At 41.8% G+C, this 15,099-nt stretch carries 8 protein-coding genes; 6 read left to right on the forward strand and 2 right to left on the reverse strand.

Annotated elements, in window-relative coordinates:
• Positions 1–83: 83 nt before the first annotated feature.
• Positions 84–1,100, forward strand: coding sequence for a multicopper oxidase domain-containing protein (locus HCR01_RS28105; protein ID WP_193199321.1), 1,017 nt, complete (start codon positions 84–86; stop codon positions 1,098–1,100).
• Here HCR01_RS28105 and HCR01_RS28110 read toward each other — a convergent pair.
• Together HCR01_RS28110 and HCR01_RS28115 are read right to left on the reverse strand one after the other, a co-directional pair.
• A complete protein-coding gene (locus HCR01_RS28110; protein WP_193199322.1) occupies positions 1,097–2,659 on the reverse strand; it encodes an AAA-like domain-containing protein in 1,563 nt (520 codons plus the stop codon). The two genes, HCR01_RS28105 and HCR01_RS28110, sit on opposite strands and share 4 nt — an antisense overlap.
• A 245-nt stretch (positions 2,660–2,904) precedes the next feature.
• Positions 2,905–4,272 carry an AAA-like domain-containing protein gene (locus tag HCR01_RS28115; RefSeq protein ID WP_320073198.1) on the reverse strand — a complete coding sequence of 456 codons (1,368 nt, stop codon included), beginning with the start codon at positions 4,270–4,272 and terminating at the stop codon, positions 2,905–2,907.
• A 752-nt stretch (positions 4,273–5,024) separates the two neighbouring features.
• Between HCR01_RS28115 and HCR01_RS28120 the strand changes: the two genes are divergently transcribed.
• The 5 genes from HCR01_RS28120 to HCR01_RS40555 all read left to right on the forward strand — a co-directional run bounded on the left by HCR01_RS28120 (position 5,025) and on the right by HCR01_RS40555 (position 14,921).
• Positions 5,025–5,216 carry a hypothetical protein gene (locus HCR01_RS28120; RefSeq protein WP_193199323.1) on the forward strand — a complete coding sequence of 64 codons (192 nt, stop codon included), beginning with the start codon at positions 5,025–5,027 and terminating at the stop codon, positions 5,214–5,216.
• A 597-nt stretch (positions 5,217–5,813) separates the two neighbouring features.
• Entirely contained in the window at positions 5,814–6,095 is a 282-nt protein-coding gene (locus HCR01_RS28125) for a hypothetical protein (protein ID WP_193199324.1), read from the forward strand.
• Between the two features lie 837 nt (positions 6,096–6,932).
• A complete protein-coding gene (locus HCR01_RS28130) occupies positions 6,933–7,193 on the forward strand; it encodes a hypothetical protein (RefSeq protein WP_193199325.1) in 261 nt (86 codons plus the stop codon).
• A 688-nt stretch (positions 7,194–7,881) separates the two neighbouring features.
• A complete protein-coding gene (locus HCR01_RS28135) occupies positions 7,882–9,321 on the forward strand; it encodes an NHLP bacteriocin system secretion protein (RefSeq protein ID WP_193199326.1) in 1,440 nt (479 codons plus the stop codon).
• 317 nt (positions 9,322–9,638) lie between these two features.
• On the forward strand, positions 9,639–14,921 hold the full coding sequence (locus HCR01_RS40555; protein WP_193199358.1) for an NHLP family bacteriocin export ABC transporter peptidase/permease/ATPase subunit: 5,283 nt from the start codon (positions 9,639–9,641) through the stop codon (positions 14,919–14,921).
• Positions 14,922–15,099: the final 178 nt, after the last annotated feature.

Genomic DNA, 15,099 nt, shown 5'->3' on the forward strand with positions numbered 1-15,099 from the left:
CAATAGTTCTGGCTCCTTATAATATACACAGAGGTAATTGCAAATATTTTGCAACTTTTTTGCACTAACCGTAATTGCATGTTATGCCCAACAACTTCGCTCTAGGTAAGGAAAAACTTTGGAGCCGCCGTCAATTACTGAAGCTGGGCTTAGCAAGCACTGGTATGATTGGTGCAGCTGCACTGTGGCAAGTGCTAAATAATTCACAAAGTAAGTCAATAGTCAAAGTACCGCCAATGGACATGAGCATATCAGAAGGCGTTGCAAGCCCCATGACGATGCTAAGAAATTTTGATTATGGGACACTTAAACAAGAAAACGGGCGCACCATCCGAGAATTTGAATTAATTGCTGGTACTTCGATAATTAAACTTAATAGTGCTGTATCTTACAATATCTGGGATTTAAACGGTCGCATACCAGGGCCAACGCTACGGGCAAAACAAGGCGATCGCGTACGAATATTGTTTCTTAATCGGGCAGGACATTCTCACTCTCTACATTTTCACGGCGTTCATCCAGCCGAAATGGACGGTGTTCGCCCAGTCAGCAACAACAAGGCCACAATTTACGAATTTGATGCCGAACCCTACGGCGTTCACTTGTACCACTGCCATATTGAACCAGTCACCCGTCACATTGCCAAGGGGCTGTACGGAATGTTTATCATCGATCCACCGACTCCCCGTCCCCCAGCTGATGAGATAGTACTAGTCATGGCTGGTTATGACGTGAATGATGATAGCCATAATGATTATTATGCCTTCAACGGTCTGCCGCATTACTACATGAATCATCCTGTTCGGATTTATCAAGGTCAGTTGATTCGGCTGTATGTCCTCAACATCATTGAATATGATCCAGCAGTAACGTTTCATTTGCACGCCAACTTCTTTGATGTTTATCGCTATGGGATGAGCATGACTGCTAGCGAAAAAACTGATGTAATTACGATGGGTATAGCTGAGAGACACATCTTAGAATTTGCTTTTCGCTATCCGGGTAAGTATATGTTTCATCCTCACCAAGATGCGATCGCTGAAAACGGTTGCATGGGCCAATTTGAAGTAGTTGCTAACAACAACTCTAAAAATTCTTAGCATCCATCCCACTCAGATTTTGCAGTCGTTATCTTGCTTTGATACTGGATCTGAGTGCATTTCATTTGCGATTCCAAAATCTCAATCTTTTGTAAAAGCGACACTCCCCACACTATAGAAATCACAAGCTTGATAGTCATGCCAAGAAGCAGGAGTGCCACTATTCTTGTATATTTTTTCTGTTGAGCCAGCCTTTTTTGCTGTTCTGCAAGTCGTGCTTCAACTTCTTTAGCACGTTCGGACTCCAATGCTTGCTGCATTTCTCGCCGATCTAATTCTTCACTAGCAGCTAAAAATTGATAATCTAAGTTGTTTAAGCTTTTGCCATTGGCCCAAGTTTGGGCATCAATCAAGGCTTGTCCACGCAATAGACGAGATTCATCCTTCTGCTTTGAGGCTACCCATGCATTGAAAGTTTGGTAGTAGGGGCGCAAGTAAGCTAATTTTTTTTCAACCCATTCTTGATTAAAAACTTCTTGATAAATTCGGTTTTTGACTTTTAGAAAACCTTGCTTTTTAATCACTAAGCCAGATAGCAATAGTTCTACTTGTTCTCGACTATCGTCAACTGGCACTTCAAATCCTTGGAGGATTTGTTGATAAGTTCCCAACGATCGAGCGGTAGATTGTTCATTTCTAAGGATGCGATCGCGAATTGTCCGCAAATGCTCTGGTTCATCTTGTGATTCCCACTTGTCTATCATGCGCGATCGCACCACATTTTCTATCCAAAATGCTTCCGTACCAGGGGGAATTGTTAGCTTTCTGCTCGCATCAGCTTCAGATAAACTTACAAGCAGCCGACACAGCTTTTGCGTAAGAAATGGTTGTCCTTGTGTCCAAGCCAATATTTCTTTCAAAACTTTTTGGGGATGAACGGCAATCATCCCCAATCCTTTGGCTAGTGGTTCAGCTTCTTCAAACGTGAAACCATCTACTTCTATAGCTTTACCAATATTAAACGGGGTAGTATGATTTTGATATAAAATTAAGTCTGATGGTGTAGCAACGCCTAAAATTACAAATGTTATTCGATGATATTCTGGAGCGATCGCTCGTTGATTATAAAAGAATCTAATCAAGCTAAAAAAGTCATCGATAGAAAAATCAAGGTTAAGAATACTATCAATTTCATCAATAAAAATGAATAGTCTTTCGTTGGGAAACTGAGCTAAAAGTATTTCCGAAATAAATCGACTAACTTTCTGAATTAAAGAAATATCATTTTGTTCCTGCCACCAAGATTTTAAATTAACTTTTCTTAGCAGTTTAAAACTCAACCATAAATCGCTTACAATTCCTTTGTACCATTGCTCTGGAGTTATATTTTCACAACCAATATTAGTCATATCAACTATGGCACATTTAAAGCCTTCTTGTTGCAAGCGATGCTTTGTTTTTACCATCAGAGAGGATTTGCCCATTTGCCTACAACTGAGGATATAGCAAAATTCACCTTGCTTTAAAGCTTCGTAGAGTTCCACATCTGCACGTCGCTCAACATAGCTAGGAGCATCACTAGTGAGTGTGCCACCAACTTGATATCGATAATTATTCATTTTGTTTTAAATTGAGAATTTGTACTTTGTATAAATACGAAAGATAGTATTTATTTAACAGCATTAATCAATATTAAACTTCTTGCAAAAATGCTAATAATTTAAAAAGGAAGTATACATAAACACAGAGACAAGTCTGAGCGCTAACTTTTGGTAATCAAAACTTCGATTAAACACAGATAATTTGTCTATAGTTTTATTTGTATAACATCGACTTTTGCAAGAGGTTTATTTTTTGACAGGTGTTACAATCCCATCTGCTGGCTAAAATAAAGACGATATAATTCACAGCTAGCGCAGGCTTGATTGCCATTTAGTTGAACCAAACCCATGCTTTCTAATTTATAAGCAGCGATCGCGTCTAACTCTACTGTTACATTTGTTGCTATCACCTGTTGCATTGCTGAAATTAATTCTGGTTCTTCTTGAAGTAGAGCCAGCAGTTCTCTAAGATGCTGACTGTAAATACCACCTGGTGTAGATGCAGTTTGTAATAACACCTCTAGCGTCATCTCTCCCTGAAATAGATAATAAAGTGCAAGGTTCACCAGATAGGGATGTCCTCCTACCATTACTTGTAGAGGTGCAAGGCGTTTTTCCCCTTCCTCGTCTGCCCAATCCAGTCCGTAACACAACGCTAAATCCTGTACTTGCTTGAGCGTAAACGGTGGCAAGGTAACTGTTATCCCTACATTAAAAGGAGATTGATTGAGCTTGAGCGGAACATAAACTTCTGTTGTATGAACCACGACTAACCGCAGTTTTTGCCAAGTCTGATCCTGCTTTGCTTGTTCGTGCCAAAATCGCAACATTGGCAGGAAGTCTTGGGCAATATTAGAATGTTCAAAAACCCGATGGAGTTCATTCAAAGCCAAAACTACAGGGCTACTATCAATGTACTGTAATAGATACGCCTCGAAATAAATTTTGCAGCTGACCTTGCTGCCCATTTCCATATCCCAAAAATCATCCAAACTGGGAAAGAGATTCAACTGCTTGCTGACATAAGCACAGAACCAACGCAAAAATTTATCAAGCGAAGCAAAAACGTCTTCGTCAGCTTCCCGAAAGTCTAAATAGACAATTTGATAACCCTGCTCTTTCGCATGAGCAATCATCCGGTTAAGCAGCGAACTCTTCCCCATCTTCCCAGGTGCTTTGATCCGGATTAAGCAACCAGGATGAAAAATCTCGTTACAAACAAGTTCTTCCAGTGGGGGGCGAGCGATGTAAAGAGGAGAATCCAGGGGTAAAGGGCCGCTGGGAAAATCTATGTTGCTTACTGAAAGCAAGTCTGGAAAAACTTTTTCTAAGCTAGATTTTTTACAGAACTCCTGTTCCAGCGTTCTCTCCTGCTTAACTATCCCCTTTTGCAGGTATTTCCTCAAGACTATATGCAGATTTTTTTTCGTTACTCTCTTTCCAAGTGTGGCGGAAAGGTCTTGCCACAACTGAGAGCCAACCTCCTTTATGTAGTCGTTGCCATAGCCTGATGCCTGTGCCATTTCACTGTAAGTCTTGCCCAACCACGCTTGATGGAGCACAAATCGGTGAATAGAACCGAAAGGCTTATCTTGCAAAATTTTTTCTATACCTTGCAGAGGATCTTCCACGGTTATAAAAGTTAAATATCTAGTAGATTTACTTATGTGCTTTGGTCTAGTAATAATATACAACCGAATAATTACTGTAAAACAGAAAAAATAAATTTGTATTAATACAATACATTCAAATTTGACTCTATACCCTGCGAGAAGCCAAGTTACAGCATGACATTTTTGACTTATCAGACATCCTCTAACGCTCTTTGTATTGCTCTTGGGAAATTATCACATGAGGCTGTGATCAAGAATTAAACGCTTCTACTCCATTATCTGCAAACGTAAAAAATTTTAGTGTGACATCTGAGGTGGGAAAAGTAGGTTTTAGTGGGAAAAGTAGGAAATATTCTCGGTAATCAAGTATTTTTATTTAATTTCTGTACCTTGATAAGTAGTAGTTATTACTATAAAAACTTAGCGTATAAAGCCTTATTGCTTCCCATCAAGATGCGATCGCTATTAATCTTATCTAAACTGTATTGCCCGTTGTAATCTTTAGCCAATAAATTTGGCAACGCACTTAAGTCATCACAACTTAAGAAGTATTGAGTATCTTTAGCGAACTTAATACTACTATTATCACAGTTTTAATATGTACTCATAAAATATTTAAAATTTGTAGTTTGGAACTGTAGAGTAGGAAAAGTATGTTTAGTAGGAAAAGTAGGATCTTTGGTATAAACTGTTGACAAGCTATTAAATAAACTGTTATCCATGAATACATGTTCAGGTACAAAATGCATACGTAATTTCTGGAGAAACTTATGACTAACGAGAAGAATTTGACACAACTCAACAATCAAGAAGCTATTGTCGAGGAAATTAATGAAGAGGAATTAGAGGGAGTAGTGGGAGGATTTTTAGAGGATTTACTTGGAAGTGTTGGCTTCATTCTTGATAATACCTTATTCGGACTTGCTAGTGGCATAGGAGGGGTTACTGCACCTCGTCAATAATGCTCTAAAGTAATTGAGCTACCGAACCCAACGAAATAAAGTGTAAGAGGTGTAATTTCTAAGACATGAAGTGAATTTGAGCGAACCAACTTCATAAAACAACTCAAGGTGTTTCTTGAGAGGTAAATAAACGCAAGAAACCAACTAGCATGAAGATATTAGCCCGCAAAGGTTGTAATTTTTATGAAAGTTTGTTGACAGAAGAGAATACTACAAATTCATCTTTGTTGTCGCTCAGCCAATACCTAATGTAACCCCAATTATACACTCCTCATTATTTCTTTGGTACAAGAGTCAGAAGTCAGATATATCTTTGACTTCTGACTCTTTTTATGTGACTTCTCTGTTCACAAAAAATTGATTTGTGCTCAAAGCTTAAAGCTTGAATTGAGATTAAATTTATTGCATAAATGCTTAAATCGTCATGTTGAGCGCAGTGAAACAAAGTATGAAAAGTTATAAGTTAGAAAAGTGGGAAAAGTAAGATAAGTAGGCTAAGTAGGATCTTTAATCTAAACTGTTGACAAGCTATTAAATAACCTGTTATTGGTGAATATATCTCAGACAAAAACTGTCTATATATTTCTGGAGTAAGTTATGGCTAATATCAACAGAGTTGATTTCAAATTCACCTCTAACAAAAAAGTTCTTGTTGAGGAACTGATAGAGGGTGAATTAAAGGGAATAGTGGGAGGAGTTAGTTTTAGCTTGTCTGGCTCAGACATATCTGAAACTCCGTTTATCTATGAGCAATCCATTCTGGACGAATCTAAGGGAAAAAAAAGAACAGTTAAAACAAAAACAAAGAAGGTTTTGGGTGAAACAATAGAACAAACGCAAGAAGTATTGAACTACGTTGATGGAATTCTGACTTCCTAACTAAATAGAAGCGAAGCAAGAAGAGAGGGATGTATAGATGTAGGAAGATGTGGGAGAACTTGTGCAAGTTTACATCGAAAGAGGTAAGAGCATTTGAAGTACCAGCTAGCATGAAAATATCAGACTGAAAAGGTTGCAGTTTTGATAAAAATTTCTTGGTCGAAGAGAGTACTACAAATTCATCTTCGTTGTCGCTCAAATGATACCTGGTACAACTCCAGTTCTGCATCCCATTTCCTCTAACACCCCATTATATCTCTTGCATAAATGCTTAAAATGGCATTCACGACAACTCAACTTAAACTTACAGTTATTGCATCTAACTCAAAGCATAGATCCCCGACTTATAAAATAAGTCGGGGATCTTATTTATTACGAATGATTTGGTATAACTAGCACATTCATTAGTAGAACTGCTTTTTGATTATTTAACTATTTACTTATTAAGATTTCATAGCAATGATATGGTTTAAACAGTTTATATAATCATCCTATTTTCCCCACCTTTCCTACTTTTATTACCTTGAATTTTTATCCATAGTTTGTAACTTTTAAAAATACCAATCTTTAAAAATTTTACTCCTAACTTTACTATCTCTTTATATAAATCTCTTTCAAATAAACGTACTATTTAAACATAGTGAAATTAAAAAATTAACCAATAATTAAATATTGTTAGATGCATTAGTTTAGTGTTTTCTAACGACAAGGCTAATAAAAAGTTGGCAGATACTAGATATTTTAAGTATCTTATGACTTGTGGTATTAGCAATTACTGGTTAAGTAAAAGAAAGATTTCACTACCCAAAAATCATTTTGTACAAGGAAGGAATTTTTATGTCAGTTGCAACACTTGAGCAAGAAACACTCGTAGTTATGACAGAGTTAGCTGATGAAGAAATCAGTGGAATTGTAGGAGGAAGACGCGGAGATTTCAAAGCCAAAAAAATAGATATCGACATCGACGTTAAGTCTAAGGTTTCTGGCGGTAAATATTCAAGAGTAGCTAATGGCACTTCTATTGCCGTAGCATTCAATGGAGATGCTAAAGCCAATGTAGATATCGATCAAAGCAACGATCGCGCATACTTTAAATAATTAGTTCTATTGGTTATGGTGGGTACTAGGTTACTTTTATAGTACTCCTTGTATTGATTATCACCTCAACCAAAAGTCACTACAGCAGTTTGTGTTGCCAAAAATTTCTATATCATGATTTGTATTGTTACTACAAATCAAAATAGCACTAAGCTAATAAGCGTGTAAGTTGTACGTTATTTCGTTAAGACCGTTATTAACTAGTAGTCGATTATCTGTTGCTGCTAACAACTGATAAAAGACGAAAAGCAGTCTTTATGAATAAGTACACAAACGTCTTAGTAACATAGTGCCATTACAATCCCTGGCATCACAATCCATTACAACATCACACAAACATTGACGGATGCAAGCTGGATAAAAGCGATAAAGTCAAAGGGTAAGAGACTTTTGCTGATTATCCCTTGCTTCTTACCCATCCGTCAATGTTTCCCTAAAAAATTAACAAAATCGTGATTCTGACAGGAGCTACTCCTCGTCTACGCGGAATTCAAAAATAAAAAGTTTTTATCTTGTTAGCTTCCGACCTCTCATCAGATGGTGGGTTGATTTTTGTATATGAACAATAGTATCCAATTGAGTACTAGAAATTGGGGCAGTCTTTGGAAATTTTGGGTTATGAAAATTTTCTATTGTCAACTCAATATCCAATTCCCTTTTAATCCCATTCAAACTGGGATGGTGTTCGGTGGTTAGACAAACAAACAATCTATTCCGGGAAGAAGCTTTAGAGCGTGCTTCTTCTCCTGAAGAACTAGATCAAATTATGCAGGTAGTCAGCGCGAAAAAGTGGCTACCTTTAGTTGCTGCTGGTTCGTTGGTGGCAGCTGGGCTAACTTGGAGTGTTCTAGGTCAAATTCCAATTACGGTAACGAGTCAAGGAATAATAGTCTATCCCAGTCTGCTGGTGTCGTTCCAGTCACCGATCGCAGGTAAGTTGCGAACAGTAAACGTCCGTGTTGGCGACTTTGTCAGGAGAGGAGATGTGCTGGCGACGTTAGACCAAGGCGAACTTTTAAAGCAGCTACAGCTAGTACGCGGCCAACTAGCAGAACTACAAGCACAGGATCGCAATAGCAGATCAGTACAACTACAGCGGCAGGATGCAGACAAACAGGCAATGCAACAACAACGCCAAACTTTGCAGCAAAGCCTTGAGGCAGTAAAGAAGCTAACGCCGATTTTAAAGGAAAAAGGGCTGGACTCGATTAAACGCGATCGCGATAACCAAACACAACGCTTGCAAGCCCTTCAAAAACTGCTACCTACCATCAAAAAGAGATTGGACAACCGCCAGCAGCTGTTGCAGCAAGGAGCAATTGCTGGTGATACACTCCTACAGGCAGAGCAAGACTACTTAAATTCTGTGACACAAGTTAATGAAACAGAATCACAGCTTAAGCAACTGGATGTCAAAGAAGCAGAAGCACAACAACAATACCTAGAGAACCTGAACTCAATCAAAAATTTGCAAGCGCAGTTGAAGGAACTAGATAGCAAACAAGCTACTTTAGCGCAACAAGACTTAGAAGCAGCAAATAATCGGAAAAAAGAAATTCAGGAAGTCCAGCGAAATATTACTCAATTGGCACTGCAATTGATGAATAGCACCCAGATAAAGAGCAATTTCAACGGACGGATTATAGAAATCTCTGCAACTCCAGGACAGATTGTTGTCCAGGGAACCCCGTTAGGATCTATCTCCGCACAAAAGCGATCAACTCAACCGATGAGCGTGGCATTTTTTCCCGTTGGTGATGGCAAAAAAATTCAACCGGGAATGAAATTACAAATCACGCCTTCCACAGTACAAAGAGAACGCTTTGGTGGCATTGTTGGTTTAGTCACCGATGTTTCAGCTTTTCCCGTGACTAAAGAAGGTGCATTAAATGTCGTGGGCAATGCCGAAGTCGTGCAAAGTTTAATGTCCCAAGGGCCGCAAATCCAAGTTACTGCCCGAATGCAACCAGACACTTCCAACTTCAGCGGCTACAAATGGTCTTCTTCCCAAGGGCCACAACTGAAAGTAACTTCTGGAACCACTACCCAGGTACAAGTCACCGTGGAAGAACGCGCCCCGATTACTTTCGTCATCCCGCTCTTAAGATCCTGGAGTGGGATTTATTAGGGGCAGGGAGGGGAGGGGCAGGGGGGCGGAGGAGCAGGGGGGGCAGGGGGAGCAGGGGAGGCGAGTGTAAAAGACTCGTCCACGAGTATCCAAGGCTTGTTCACGAGTATCAAAGGCTTGCTCACGAGTATCAAAGACTCGTCCACGAGTATCAAAGGTTCATTAACGGAGTTCGTAGCTCCATTCACGAGTATCAAAAGCTCATTGTTGCATTGCAAAATATATTTCCTTTGCTCCCCCTGCCTCCCCTGCCTCCCCTGCCTCCCCCTGCCCCTCTATCTTCACGATGATCTCACTCTCTCACCTTGCTCTCTATGATGTTATGGCGGAATTTACAAAGCCGACTAAGGCGTAAAAGTAAGCGGTGTCATACTCCTACTCTGCTACAAATGGAGGCAGTAGAATGTGGTGCTGCTGCTTTGGGAATTATTCTAAGTTACTACGGTCGCATTGTGCCGCTGACGGAACTTCGGCAAGCGTGTGGCGTATCGCGGGATGGGGTGAGCGCTTTAAATATCATTAAAGCTGCAAGAAACTATGGGCTAACTGCTAAGAGCTTTAAGACAAACTTAGCTGGCTTGTGGGAGCTAAAATCTCCCTACATCGTATTTTGGAACTTTAACCATTTCCTAGTCGTAGAGGGATTGGGCAAACGGCAACTTTTTCTCAATGATCCCGCTACCGGACGGCGCACTGTTTCCCTAGATGAATTCAGCGGCGCTTACACGGGTGTCGTGCTAGCTCTAGAACCTGGGCCAAACTTTCAGCGAGGGGGACGTAAACCCAGCACTATCCGAGCTTTGTGGTCACGGCTGCAAGGCTCTGTTGGCGCAGTGCTTTACTGCGTGCTGGCAGGATTTTTATTAGTAATTCCCGAATTGGCGATACCTGTATTCTCCCAGGTGTTTGTAGACAATATATTAATTCAGAGAAAAGATGAGTGGTTGCGTCCGCTAATATTGGGGATGATTTTCACAGCCGGACTAAATGGATTTTTGACGCTGTTACAGTTGCAGTTTTTGCGTCAGCTGAAAATCAAGTTGTCCGTAAGCATGAAGAGTAATTTTCTCTGGCACATTTTACGCTTACCCATGAGTTTTTATGATCAGCGGTTTGCTGGGGAGATCAGTAGCCGTATGCAACTCAACGACAGTATAGCTGATATACTTTCGGGTCAGTTAGCTACCACGGTGATTGCCGCAGCGTCAGTATTTCTTTATGTAATAGTGATGCTGCAATATGATGTGGTACTAACCTTAATTGCGATCGCCTTTGTGGCTGTGAACCTGGCTGCCTTGCAGTGGGTGAGAGGGCGGCGCACAGACGCCAATATTAAACTCATGCAAGAACACGGAAAAGTCAGCGGCGTAGAGATTTCTGGTCTTCAGAGTATAGAGACAATAAAGGCATCAGGGTTAGAGTCAGATTTCTTTTCCCGGTGGGCGGGTTACTATGCCAAAGCCATCAACACGCAGCAGGAGTTGCAGACAACAAACCAAGTACTAGGCATTTTACCAACCTTTTTATCAGCGATCGCCTCCATGCTCCTTTTAGCTATAGGCGGTTTGCGAGTGATAGATGGAGCTATGAGTATCGGGATGCTAGTAGCCTTTCAAGGCATGATGCAAATGTTTCTTGAACCGGTAAGTAATCTCGTCAACTTAGGTAGTGACCTCCAAGAGATGGAAGGTAATCTGACTCGCCTCGATGATGTCTTGCGTAACCCCATTGATCGGCAGTTGGAGCGGGGAAGAGGTAGGGGAGCGCAGGGGCAGGGGAGGCAGGGGGAGCAGGGGGAGCAGGGGAGCAGAGAGGAAGTTGTAGTCAGTCTTTCCCCTTTGCCTCTTCGCCCCCCTTCCCATCTACCAAAACTACGGGGTTATATTGAATTACGCAATGTGACATTTGGCTATAGCCGAATTGCCCCGCCGCTGATTGAAAACTTTAATCTCTCGCTCAAGCCTGGGCAGCGAGTGGCTTTAGTAGGTGGAAGTGGTTCTGGGAAGTCTACCGTTGCCAAACTTTTGTGTGGGCTGTACGAACCTTGGCAAGGAGAAATCTGGTTCGACGGCAAACCCAGAGAGCAAATTTCTCGCCAGGTGCTAGCCAATTCTATATCTGCCGTCGAGCAAGAGATTTTGTTGTTTGCTGGCAGCGTCAGAGACAACTTGACACTTTGGGATACCACTATACCCGACAGTCATCTAGTCCGAGCTTGTCAAGACGCAGTAGTCCACGATGTTATCCTCTCTCTGCCAGGAGGCTACAATGCCGAACTCTTAGAGGATGCCACCAATTTGAGCGGTGGTCAACGGCAACGGCTGGAAATTGCTCGTGCTTTAGTGAATAATCCGATGATACTGATCATGGATGAAGCCACCAGCGCCCTTGATGCCGAGACAGAAAAGAACGTCACTCGGAATCTGCGCCTGCGCGGTTGCACTTGTATCATCGTGGCACATCGACTCTCAACCATCCGAGATTGTGACCAAATTATTGTTCTTGATCGCGGCAAGATAGCCCAACGGGGAACCCATGAAGAACTACAGCAGGTTGAGGGGCCGTATTTACAATTAATTCGTAGCGAGGGCGATGGGGAGCAGGGGGGCACAGGGGCACAGGGGCAGGGGAGTGGAGGGGCAGGGGGGGCAGGGGAGGCAGGGGAAGAAAATACTTCTTTGTCTTCCTCATCCTCGTTAAATCTCTCAGGGCAACAGTATTGTTTTCAATGTAATGAGTCATTATTGCTAGATGACTTAGAGACAATTTGGGTAGTGAAATCTGGTGAATTGGCGCTATTTGCATTCAATGATCACATCCCAGAAGCAACTCGCCACTACTTATTTAGTAGTACAGCGGGACAAGCGATGTTTGCCACTGCACCAAATTTAGAGGGCAAGCAGCACCAGATTTTAGCGGTGGCGATCGAGGAGACAGAACTGATCAAAGTATCAAGAACAGACTTTGCTCAGTTTTTCGCTGATGCTAATACAGAGGCAGTGGCTTTAATCGAGGGTTGGATTTGTCAACTTGGTACAGGAGTTGGTGCTGGCACCACGAGGTCAACAGCATCAATATCACCTGAAGGAATCTGCTACTTTTCCTTAGTCAAAAACCAAATCTTCCAGCCGCATCACAACTATATATTATGGGTGCAAATCCTCAAAGGGCGTGCTAACTGGATGGGGTTTGCAGAACTGCCTTTAACTCCTGTCTCTGGAATGTTGCCTATAAATGCAAATATATGGTTGCAAGCAGATGACACAGTTGAGTTGAAAAGCTCTAACAGCCTAGAGATTCAAGATATAGATTCCTTGTTAGGCGGTTTGTCCCAATTACAAACCTATTTCCTCCACTACATTGCTCTGCTCCAACAGCGGGAGATGGATGCAGAATTACTCAGATTTCAAGCCAGGGAACATCTTGAACGCCAGGTGATGAAGGAGACATTGGCAGAACTGGCATCTGTATTGCCAGATCTAGGGTCAGCCAAGCCCAGTACTAGTTCCTCTCACCCAGATCAAGCCTTACTAATCGCTGCTGGTACTGTAGGTAAAGCTTTAGGAATCGAGATTCGTCCCCCAGCGGCGTCGGAAGATCTTAAACGAGTGCAAGATCCTGTAGAGGCCATCGCTCGTGCTTCGCGTATCCGAGTCCGGCGGATTAAGTTGCGGCACAACTGGTGGCAAAAGGATTGCGACCCGATGCTAGCATACATGCTTGAGGACAAGCTACCAGTGGCACTGTTACCAGTGTCTGATACTCGTTACGAAATCTATGCTCCTGGGAAACAGACCCGCATCCCTGTAGATGAACGCACAGCAGAGATGTTAGCTTCAACTGCCTACGTATTCTATCGACCTTTACCCAATAAACAGATCAAAAGTCTGGACTTACTTCGGTTTGCACTCCAGGGACATTACAAAGAGCTGATTGTAGTTTTCTTGACGGGAATTATCTTTACCCTATTGGGAATGCTGTCGCCTCAAGCTACAGCTATCTTAATCGACAAAGCTATCCCAGATGCTAATCGGGGGTTGCTGAACCAAATTACTTTTGGTCTAATAGCTGCCGCTTTTGGCGGAATGCTGTTTCAACTAGCCCAAGCGCTTGCGATTATCAGGCTAGAAACTTTTACCGATTCCTCTATCCAAGCGGCAGTGTGGGATCGATTGTTAAATCTGAAGACTTCTTTTCTTCGCCAGTTCTCAGTTGGTGACTTGAATTCTAGAGTTACAGCGGTTACTCAAATTCACCAGAGACTGGGTAATACAGTGTTAAAAACAATTTTTTCTAGTTTGTTCTCGTTACTGAATCTGGGATTATTATTTTACTACAATGTTTCTTTAGCTTTGATAGCTTGTGTGGTGGCACTGGTAAATATTGCCGTCACTATCATCTCTGGTATTCTTATTGTCCGTAAAGTTCGCCCTTTACTAGAGCTACAAGGACAAATTTTTGGCGTGATGGTGCAATTGATCAATGGAGTTGCCAAGCTCCGAGTTGCCAAAGCTGAAGCCCGCGCCTTTGCCTACTGGGGTAAACAGTATACACATCAACTGAAATTAATGCTAAGTACCCAAGGCATTGAAGACAGCCTTGCAGTAATCAATCAAGTATTACCTATATTAACAACTGCCGCCCTCTTTTGGTTTGCTACTAGCTTAATTGGGCAATCCCAAACTTCTGGAGGAGGTGGTTTATCTACTGGCACTTTCTTAGCGTTCAACGTTGCTTTTGGCACGTTTATTAACGGAGCTACTAGCTTAAGCAGCATAGTTGTGGAAGTTTTGCAAGTCTTACCCTTGTGGCAACGAGCTGAACCAATTTTACAAGCTGAACCAGAAATTAATTCTGCTCAGGCAGATCCAGGTAGGCTATCGGGCAGATTAGTTGTAGACCGTTTAACTTTTCGCTATCGTGACGATGGCCCCTTGTCGTTGGATGATGTCAGTATCCATGCTGAGCCAGGAGAATTTATTGCCATTGTTGGGCCTTCTGGCAGCGGTAAATCAACTTTATTAAGGTTACTTTTGGGGTTTGAATTCCCCAAATCTGGGACGATTTACTACGACGGACAAAACTTAGCTTCTTTGGATGTCCATGCTGTGCGCCGCCAATTGGGTGTAGTACTGCAAAATAGTCGCTTGATGTCAGCCTCTATTTTCGAGAATATTTCCAGCAGTGCGCTGATTACCATGAACGAAGCTTGGGAAGCAGCCCAGATGGCAGGTTTTGCGGATGATATTGCGGCGATGCCAATGCAGATGCATACAATCGTCAGTGAAGGAGGTAGCAATCTTTCTGGTGGACAACGACAGCGGCTGTTAATTACCAGGGCATTGGTGTTGAAACCCCGGATTTTGCTGCTCGATGAGGCGACTAGCGCTTTAGATAATAGAACGCAGGCAATTGTCAGTCAAAGTTTAGCGCAGTTAAAGGTGACTAGGGTAGCGATCGCTCATCGTCTCAGTACCATCCACAACGCTGACCGAATTTACGTACTCGAAGGTGGCAAAGTAGTGCAGCAGGGTAGTTTCTCTGAGCTAGCAAATCAACCAGGGCTGTTTGCACAACTCATGATGCGACAGATGCTTTAGTTGACTACTTCTTTGTCAATTGAAAAAGTTATTAAATTCTAACAAAGTTTTTATCAACTAGTTGATAAAAACTCTCATTATATGCAACAGTAAAATCTATGACGCAGCGTCAAACCTAACTGCTGATAGTAGTTTAAAAGGTTTTAATTATTACCTTTTAAGTATCCCTAGGAGTAAA

This window comes from Nostoc sp. MG11, assembly GCF_014904695.1.
In the GTDB taxonomy this organism is placed as follows: domain Bacteria; phylum Cyanobacteriota; class Cyanobacteriia; order Cyanobacteriales; family Nostocaceae; genus Komarekiella.